Here is a 1,412-nt window from a genome sequence, read left to right on the forward strand (position 1 = left end):
GGTGAGATCGAGGCGGTGCTGACCTCGCATCCCGGCGTCGCCCAAGCCGCCGTGGTCACGCGTACGGACAACGGCCGTACCCAGCTGGTCGGTTACGTCGTTCCTGTGGACGCCGACGCGGGCGGCTTCGGCACCGTCGACAGCCTCGGCGACCTGGACGTCGACCTCACCACGGGACTCGCCGTTCGGGAGCTGCGGCGGTTCGTGGCGGAGCGGCTGCCGGAGTTCATGGTGCCGTCGGTGTTCGTGTCGCTGGAGCGGCTGCCGCTGGCACCGAACGGCAAGCTCGACCGTGCCGCGCTGCCGGAGCCGGAGTTCACCGGCGAGGCCTACCGGGCGCCCCGCAGTGATGTGGAGGAGATCCTCGCCGGTGTCTACGCCGACGTGCTCGGGGTCGAGCGGGTCGGCATCGACGACGACTTCTTCGCCATCGGCGGCGACTCCATCCGCTCCATCCAGATCGTCTCCCGCGCCCGTGCCCTGGGCGTGGAGATCACCGCACGGCAGATCTTCGAACGGCGCACCGTCGCCGAACTGGCCGACGCCGCAGCCGGAAGTGCAGCGGACTCCCCACTCGTACTGCCCGAGCTGCCGGGCGGAGGCGTGGGCCGTATGCCGCTGCCCCCGGCCGCCCGCTCCGTGCTCGACCTCGGCGGCGGCTTCGCCCGCTTCTCCATGTCGACCGTCGTCGACCTGCCGACCGGCATCGACCGCGCCGGACTCGAAGCCACGCTCGCCGCGGTCCTCGACCACCACGACATCCTGCGCACGCGTCTGGTGCTGGACGACGACGGCGGCCATCTGGAGGTCACCGAGCCGGGCAGCGTCGACATCGCGCCCCTGATCCGTGAGGTGGTGTGGGCGCAGGACCGGCAGGCACAGGCGGCGGCCGAACTCGACGCGGCCACCGGACGGTTGGACCCGACCGCCGGTGTCATGGCCCAGTTCGTGTGGTTCACGCCGGACGACGGCACCGGCGGCCGTCTCCTGCTGGTCCTGCACCACCTGGTCGTGGACGCGGTCTCCTGGCGCATCCTGCTGCCGGACCTCGCGGCCGCCTGGCGGCAGATCCGCGACGGCCAGGCCCCAGCGCTGCCCCCGGTCGGCACCTCCGCCCGCCGCTGGGCCCACGCCCTGACCGAGGCGGCGGCGGACGAGGCACGCGTTGCCGAACTCGACACCTGGGCCGAGACGGTCGAGGCCGGCGACCCCCTGCTCGGCACGCGGGCTCTCGACCCCGCGGTCGACGTCATGGCGACGGTGCGGCACGTGTGGCTGCGCCTGCCCGCCCGTGTCACTCAGGCGCTGCTGACCGAGGTGCCGGCGGCCTTCCGGGGCGGGGTCAACGACGGTCTGCTCGCAGCGCTCGCGCTGGCGGTGGCGAAGTGGCGGCGGGCCCGTGGCGTGACGGA

The 1,412-nt window shown here is 73.4% G+C and carries 1 protein-coding gene; it reads left to right on the forward strand.

The features are described 5' to 3' along the window. Positions 1–1,412 (forward strand): condensation domain-containing protein (locus IE263_RS48010; protein ID WP_229911593.1); only part of this gene is annotated, 1,412 nt, incomplete at both ends.

This window comes from Streptomyces aurantiogriseus (assembly GCF_014649375.1).
In the GTDB taxonomy this organism is placed as follows: Bacteria; Actinomycetota; Actinomycetes; order Streptomycetales; family Streptomycetaceae; genus Streptomyces; species Streptomyces aurantiogriseus.